The sequence below is a fragment of the Mycobacterium sp. genome (assembly GCF_049281135.1).
Taxonomy (GTDB): Bacteria; Actinomycetota; Actinomycetes; order Mycobacteriales; family Mycobacteriaceae; genus Mycobacterium.
The window spans coordinates 1-7150 of record NZ_JBAPRN010000113.1 but is presented as its reverse complement, the minus strand read 5'-3'; the positions used below and the strand labels follow the sequence as shown (position 1 = coordinate 7150).

The following is a 7150-nucleotide window of genomic DNA, read 5'->3' as shown; positions in this document are numbered from 1 at the left end:
TCGTCGTAACCGATGCTGGCCAAACCGAATTCGACAGTCCGGTCGGCGGTCACGTTCATCATCGGCGATCCGTAACGCAGCGTGCCGAGCTTGTCGGGGGTGGCGAACGATGTGCCGGCGTAGGCCGCCTCGTAGCCGATGGCCCGGTCGTATTCGGTTGCATGGCCGATCGATTCGTGGATGGTCAGCCACAGGTTGGTCGGGTCGATCACCAGATCGGTCGGGCCGGCAGCGACGCTGGGTGCCTTCATTTTCTCGGCCAGCTGCGACGGCAGTTGAGCGAGCTCGTCGGTCCAGTTCCACACGTCGTCGCCGGCCAGCGCCTCCCAGCCGCGTCCCATCGGCGGTGCCAGCGTGCGCATCGAGTCGAACCCGCCGCCGGCGGTGTCCACGGTGACCGCCTCCAAACGTGGCTGCACCCTGACCCGTTGCTGCGTGATCGACGAGCCGGCGGTGTCGGCGTAGAAGGTCTGCTCTTTGACGGACTGCAGGCCGGCCGACACGTGATCGACTCCGTCGGCGGCCAGTAGCCTGCCGGAGTATTCGTCGAGCACCGTGATCTTGTCTGCGAGCGGCACGGTGAACGGGTCGATGCGATAGCTCGAGACCCAGGTGGCGTCGGCGTACACCGGCTCGGGCGCAAGCTCGACGCGGTCGGTGTTCAGCGCGGCCAGCGTGTTGGCCACCGACACCGCGCGACGGGCGGTCTCGGCGGCGACTTCCGGAGACAGCTCGGCGTGCGACGCGAAGCCCCAGGTGCCGTTGACGATCACCCGGACGGCCAGGCCGATCTCGCGATTGACCACCGCGGTCTCCAACTCGCCGTCACGCAACTGGATGACCTCGTTGACCAGGCGGTGAATTCGCAGGTCGGCGTGGCTGGCCCCGGCCGCGGTGGCAGCCGTTAGCGCGGCATCGGCCAGTTCGCGGCGCGGCAGGCTGAGGAAGTCGGCATCGATCCCCCGGTTCGGTGTCACGACACCTACCGTATCGACCCGCTTTAATACTTGTGTGGGTGACGCTGCGGTGACCGCCAGGCGCCGATCAATCGCGTTGGGGTATGTGTTGATCGCGCCGAGCCTGTTCGGGGTGTTGACGTTTCTGCTGCTGCCGATCTTGGTGGTGGTGTGGCTGAGCCTGCATCGCTGGGACCTGCTCGGGCCGATCGAGTATGTCGGAGGCCGGAATTGGCGCTCGGTGCTCACCGACAAGACGTTCGGCAATTCGCTGCTGGTGACGCTGACATTCGTGGCGATCGTGGTCCCGGTGCAGACCGCGCTCGGCTTGGCTGTCGGCGCGCTACTGGCCCGCGATCTGCCCGGCAGCGGGTTGTTCCGCACGATTTACGTGCTGCCGTGGATCAGCGTCCCGCTGGCGATCGCGGTGCTGTGGCGCTGGATTCTGGCACCCACCGACGGCGCCGTGAGCACGGTGCTCGGGCATCGCATCGAATGGCTCACCGATCCCGGACTGGCTCTGCCGGTGGTGTCGGCGGTCGTCGTGTGGACCAATGTCGGATACGTCGCGCTGTTTTTCCTCGCCGGCATCCTGGCCATCCCCGCCGAGATCCACGCCGCGGCGCGCACCGATGGCGCGACGTCCTGGCAGCGGTTCCGGCGCATCACCCTGCCGATGTTGCGGCCGACCATGTTCTTCGTACTGGTCACCGGAGTCATCAGCGCCGCACAGGTCTTCGACACGGTCTACGCGCTCACCGGCGGCGGGCCGCAGAACCGCACGGATCTGGTCGCGCACCGCATCTACGCCGAGGCATTCGGTTCCGCGGCCATCGGCCGGGCGTCGGTGATGGCGGTGGTGCTGTTCGTCATCCTGGTCACCGTCACCCTCGTTCAGCACCTGTACTTCCGACGTCGGATCAGCTATGACCTCACTTAAAAAGCCCTCGGCGGCACTGGTGTACCTCGGCTTGACGCTGGGCGCGGTGATCACGCTGGCACCGTTCTCTTTTGGCGTGCTCACGTCGGTTACGTCGGCGCATCAGTTTGCGACGGGCACGCCGTTGTCGCTGCCGCGGCCGCCGACGCTGTCGAATTACGCCGACCTCGGCGGCGCGGGTTTCGGCCGGGCCCTGGCGGTGACGGCATTGATGACAGCGGTGAGTCTGCTGGGACAGCTGAGCTCGTCAGTAGTAGCCGCGTATGCGTTCGCCCGGCTGCGCTTTCCCGGCCGTGACGGAATTTTCTGGGTCTATCTCGCGACCTTGATGGTGCCGGGCAGTGTCACGGTGGTGCCGCTGTATCTGATGATGGCGCAACTGGGGCTGCGGAACACATTCTGGGCCTTGGTGCTGCCGTTCGTCTTCGGCTCCCCGTACGCAATCTTCCTGCTGCGTCAGCACTTCCGTACCATCCCGGATGACCTGATCAACGCCGCTTACCTGGACGGCGCCACCACGCTGGATGTGATCTTGCACGTGGTCGTGCCGTCCAGTCGGCCGGTGATCGTGACGCTGATGCTGATCACCGTGGTGTCGGAATGGCACCACTTCCTGTGGCCGCTGATCATCACCAGCGGCACCAAGTGGCAGGTGCTGACGGTGGCGACGGCGGCGCTGCAATCCCGCTACAACGCGCAGTGGACTCTGGTGATGGCCGCGGTGGGCGCGGCGGTCGTGCCACTGCTGATCTTGTTCCTGATTTTCCAGCGGCACATTGTGCGGTCGATCGTCGTCACGGGGCTCAAGTGACCCGCGAAAAAGCCGCAGCGGCTGTAGTTTCCGGGAAAGCACAACCCTCATTGCACTTTCGCGGCGCGGGGGGCTCAAAGTGACCCGGCCGCGGTTTTCCACGCTGTTCGCCCTGGGCTGGGTGGTTGTCGCCGCATTACTGGTCGCTGCCGCGGTGCTGCTGGACGTGACGGCCCAACCGCCCAGCGGTAAAACCGTTGTGACCGTGCGACTGTGGGATCAGCAGGTCGCCAAGGCGTATCGACTGTCGTTTGCCGCGTTCACCCGGACACACCCCGACATCGAAGTGCAAACCGATGTCGTCTCGTATTCCACTTACTTCAACACTCTGCGGACTGACGTCGCGGGCGGTACGGCCGACGACATTTTTTGGCTGTCCAACGCCTACCTCGCGGGATACGCCGACAGCGGTCGGCTAATAGATGTCGGGGCAGCCTTCGGGCCAAAGGTTGCGTCGACGTGGGAGTCGTCGGTGGTCCAGCAGTTCACCCGGGGTGGGAGGCTGTGGGCAATTCCTCAACTGACCGACGCCGGTATCGCGTTGTACTACAACGCGGACCTGCTCACCGCCGCCGGTGTAGACCCCGCAACGTTGACAACACTACGGTGGAGCCCGCGCGGCGACGACACACTGCGACCGCTGCTAGCCCGGCTGACCGTCGACGTCGACGGACGTTCAGCGGGCACACCGGGTTTCGATCCCAACCGGATCCGGCGGTGGGCGTACAACGCGGCCAACGATGCACAGGGTATCTACCTCAACTACATCGGATCGGCGGGCGGCGTCTTCCAGGACGGTGATCGGTTCGCGTTTGACAACCCCGCTGCCGTCGAGGCTTTCACCTATCTGGTGAAGCTGATCGACGCCGACCACGTCGCGCCGCCCGCTTCGGACACCAACGAGAACGGCGACTTCTCCCGCAACCAGTTTCTGGCCGGCAAGATGGCGCTGTTTCAATCCGGCACCTACAATTTGGCCGCAATCGCCGGGCAAGCCAATTTCCACTGGGGCGTGACGATGATGCCCGCGGGGCCGAAGGGCCGGGTCAGCGTCACCAACGGTATTGCCGCGGCAGGTAATTCGGCCTCCCCGCACCCTGAGGCGGTGCGCCAGGTGCTGGCCTGGATGGGCAGTACCGAGGGCAACCAGTACCTCGGCCGTCAGGGTAGCGCCATTCCTGCAGTCACCGCGGCCCAAAAGGCCTGCTTCGATCACTGGCTGAGCAAAGGTGTCGACATCAAGCCGTTCTTCGACGTTCTCAACGGCCCGCGCATCGCCGCTCCCGGTGGCACCGGCTTCGCGGCCGGGTATCAAGCCATCAAGCCCTATTTCGACGAGATGTTCCTGGGCCGAAGCGATATCGCGACGACCCTGCACCGGGCCCAGGAAGCCGCCAACGCCGCCGCGCGCGGTTAGCGCCCCAGCGGAACTTCGAGCGCGACCGCTGCGGCACACACCGCGACGGTGATCGCCAGCGCTATCCAGTCGGCCTGCTTCGGCCGTGACGGCAGCGCCGAGATCTGGCCGATCCCACCGCGCGCGGTAATGGCGTCGCCCATCTCGTCAGCGCGCCGCAACGTCACCGTGAGAGCCGTGGTGAGAAGGTCGACCACTTCCAGCGCCCAGCGTCGGCGGCGTGCCCTGCGGGTGTCGGCGACCCGCTTGGGCCGCAACCGGCGCGCGGCGTAGAGCACCCGAAATTCGTCGATCAGCATCGGAAATGCGCGCAACGCCAGCGCGATGGCAGCGGCCCACTCGTCGACAGGGACCCGTAACCACCGTAGCGGCCGGCCCAAAGCTGCCACCGCAGGCGCTATTTCGGCGACGTTGGTGGTCCACGACACCATCGCACCCAGCCCGAGCAGCACGAACGACAACGTGGTGACCCGCAGGAAGTTCAGCAGCCCGCCCAGTCCGATCGGAACCCCGGCCACGTGAATCGTCGGGCTGCCGCCGGCGAACGCCGCCGACATCCCACCAAACGCCAGCAGCATCCACAACCAGTGCGGCACAGTGGGAAGCACGCCGCGCGGAATGTGTGCGAGCCGGACCGCCGTCAGCACCAGCGCAGCCACCAGTCCGATGGCAATCCATCCCGGGTAGAACGTCAGCAGTACCGAAATACCGGCAACCGCGAGCAGTTTGGTGCCTGCCCACAGGTCGTGCACCACGGAGCTGCCGGGCACCGGACGCAGCAGTACGACCGAACGAGACGGCCGGCGTTCGGATCGTTCGTCGGGTGGCGCGGTGGTCATGACAATCCCCCAGCTGCCGCCGTGACCGTGTGCAGCACACCGTCACGCAGATCCAATGTGCGCGGGCAGAGCTCTTCCAGGCCGCCGAAGTCGTGGGATATCACCACGACAGTCAGACCCTGCTCACGGCGCAGCTCCTCGAGCAATCGCACCAAACCGCTCTGGGTGACCGCGTCGAGGCCTGCCAACGGTTCGTCGAGAATCAGCGCCCGTGGCGAGCGTGCCAGCAGACCGGCCAGCACAACCCGGCGCATCTGGCCTCCGCTGAGCTGATCGATGCGCCGCTTGGCCAACGTGCTGTCCAACCCGACGACGGCTAGCGCGGTCGCCACCCGGTCCTGGTCCTTGGGCGAAAAGCCGGCCGCTGAAGCCACTTCCGAGTCGACCCGGCTGCGCATCAGCTGCAGTCGCGCAGCCTGAAACGACAGCGCCACCGCGCCGACCTGTTCGTGCGAGGGCCGGCCGTCAAGCAGGCAGGAGCCGGTGGTCGGTACCGTGAGCCCGGCGAGAATCCACGCCAGCGTCGACTTGCCCGAGCCGTTGCCGCCGTGGATCAACAAGCCATCGCCTTGGTGTACCGCGAAGTTGACGTCGCGCAGCGCGGCCTTGGCCCAAGGCGTTCCGCTGTTGTATTCGTGGCTGACGCCGGTGACCTCGAGGATTGCCGGTCCAGACTCGTGCCCCATCGCCGGCGTCGTCACCGGCACAGGAATCGTCTCGACCATGCTGGTGTTGTCCCCGGACTCGCTGAGGTTGATTGTGCTGTCGGCGGATTCGGCTTCGTTGTTGTAATGCGTGATGTGCACGAGCGCCGTTCGGTGTCGCTGCTTCATGCCGGACAGCACGCCGAGCAGCGCTTCACGGCCCTCCTGGTCGACCATGCTGGTGACTTCGTCGGCGATGAGCATCGCGGGCTCGCGGGCCAGCGCGGCCGCCACCGCCAGCCGCTGCAACTCGCCACCGGACAAACTTCCGGTGTCGCGTTCGGCGTGCGATTCGAGGCCGACTTCGCGGAGCAACTGGGCGACGTCGGTCGTTGTCCCGGGCGGCAGGCCCCACACCACGTCGTCGGCGACCCGGGTGCCCAGCACCTGACTTTCCGGATGCTGCATGACCACCGCGGTGCCGCCCAACCGGCCCAGCCCCACCGACCCCGGGCGCTCGATGGTGCCCGATGTCGGTTCCCGGCCGGCCAGCACAAGCATGAGCGTGGTCTTGCCAGAACCGTTGGCCCCGGTGATGGCCAAATGCTCGCCGGCCTTGACCTCCAGGTCGACCGGGCGCAGCGCGTCGTGGTCGGTATTCGGATACCGGAAGCGGACCTCGTCCAGCCGCACCGGGACCGGCCCAATGGGTGCGGTGTCCCGTGGTGCGTCCAGTTTGTGCACGTCGGGAATGCCGCGCATCCGATTCAGCACCCGCGACAGCGCCCACCATCCGATCAGCGATACGACCACAATCGAGACGGTGCCGTTGGCGAAGATCAGCCACGGCCAGTAATGCAGCGCCTCGCCGAGGAACCATTGGAGCCCGTGGGCTGTGTTGTCGAGTCCATCCTTGATGCGTCCGCTCAGCGGGAATGAATGTTCGGTCGCAAAGCGCCCGATTCCCGTCAGGACGGCCGCAGCCCCGTTGATGTTGGCGGTGATGGCATCGAAGATCAGGTGCCGTAGCCGAGAGAGAAGTGCCAGCGCCGCGACCGCGACCGCGTTGAAGACCGCTCCGGCGACGATGGAAGCGACGATCACCGTCCCGGTGCCGCGCTGCCGCCGTTTGACGACCCCGGTCAGTCCGCCCACGTAGGCGCTGTGACCGACCGTCATCAAGCCGCCGAGGCCGGCGATCAAAAAGGCGATCAAACCTGCGGCCACCGTCCCGGCGATCAGCACGCGGAAGCGGTAGCGGTAAGCCAGCAATCCCATCGGCACCGTGCCCAGCAACGACAGCGCACCGGCGAACGGGACGACGATGGAAATGATCGCGATGGCCGCGCACAATGCGGCCATGACCGAGGACTGCGCGAGTTCGCCGGGACGCAACGATCGGGAACCTGGGGTCCCCGGCGCAGGGCGAGTCGCGTTCATCTCATCGATTCTGCCAGCTGTCGGGGGTGTTCCCCTTTAGCAAACATTGGCGGTTCATTTCAGTTAACGGCAGAAATGGGCCGGTGAGTGGTCTAGATAGCCT

Annotated in this window: 6 protein-coding genes; 3 read left to right on the top strand and 3 right to left on the bottom strand. The window is 66.1% G+C overall.

All coding sequences use genetic code 11. The features are described 5' to 3' along the window. The coding region (locus WAN02_RS04565) for a TldD/PmbA family protein (RefSeq protein ID WP_422262988.1) at window positions 1-977 on the bottom strand (977 nt) is incomplete at its 3' end. Between the two features lie 49 nt (window positions 978-1026). Here WAN02_RS04565 and WAN02_RS04560 point away from each other — a divergent pair. From WAN02_RS04560 to WAN02_RS04550, 3 genes are all read left to right on the top strand, one after another. Then, window positions 1027-1896, top strand: coding sequence for a carbohydrate ABC transporter permease (locus WAN02_RS04560; protein ID WP_422262989.1), 870 nt, complete (start codon window positions 1027-1029; stop codon window positions 1894-1896). Beyond that, complete coding sequence (locus WAN02_RS04555; RefSeq protein ID WP_422262987.1) at window positions 1883-2707, top strand: carbohydrate ABC transporter permease; 825 nt, start codon at window positions 1883-1885, stop codon at window positions 2705-2707. Before WAN02_RS04560 ends, WAN02_RS04555 begins: the two co-directional genes overlap by 14 nt. A gap of 79 nt (window positions 2708-2786) precedes the next feature. Continuing rightward, window positions 2787-4124, top strand: a complete 1338-nt coding sequence (locus WAN02_RS04550) for an ABC transporter substrate-binding protein (protein WP_422262986.1) — start codon at window positions 2787-2789, stop codon at window positions 4122-4124. On the opposite strand, the gene WAN02_RS04545 is transcribed toward WAN02_RS04550, so the two are convergent. Both WAN02_RS04545 and WAN02_RS04540 read right to left on the bottom strand, forming a co-directional pair. Continuing rightward, on the bottom strand, window positions 4121-4963 hold the full coding sequence (locus tag WAN02_RS04545; protein ID WP_422262985.1) for a CbiQ family ECF transporter T component: 843 nt from the start codon (window positions 4961-4963) through the stop codon (window positions 4121-4123). The genes WAN02_RS04550 and WAN02_RS04545 overlap by 4 nt on opposite strands. Further along, window positions 4960-7047: an ABC transporter ATP-binding protein gene (locus tag WAN02_RS04540; RefSeq protein ID WP_422262984.1), complete on the bottom strand. Its 2088-nt coding sequence runs from the start codon at window positions 7045-7047 to the stop codon at window positions 4960-4962. The genes WAN02_RS04545 and WAN02_RS04540 overlap by 4 nt, the downstream gene beginning before the upstream one ends. Between the last annotated feature and the right edge of the window lie 103 nt (window positions 7048-7150).

Excerpts from the sequence above, each read along its gene's own strand:
- WAN02_RS04545 (WP_422262985.1), bottom strand. The coding sequence starts at position 4,963 with ATGACCACCGCGCCACCCGACGAACGATCCGAACGCCGGCCGTCTCGT.
- WAN02_RS04540 (WP_422262984.1), bottom strand. The coding sequence starts at position 7,047 with ATGAACGCGACTCGCCCTGCGCCGGGGACCCCAGGTTCCCGATCGTTG.
- WAN02_RS04555 (WP_422262987.1), top strand. The coding sequence starts at position 1,883 with ATGACCTCACTTAAAAAGCCCTCGGCGGCACTGGTGTACCTCGGCTTG.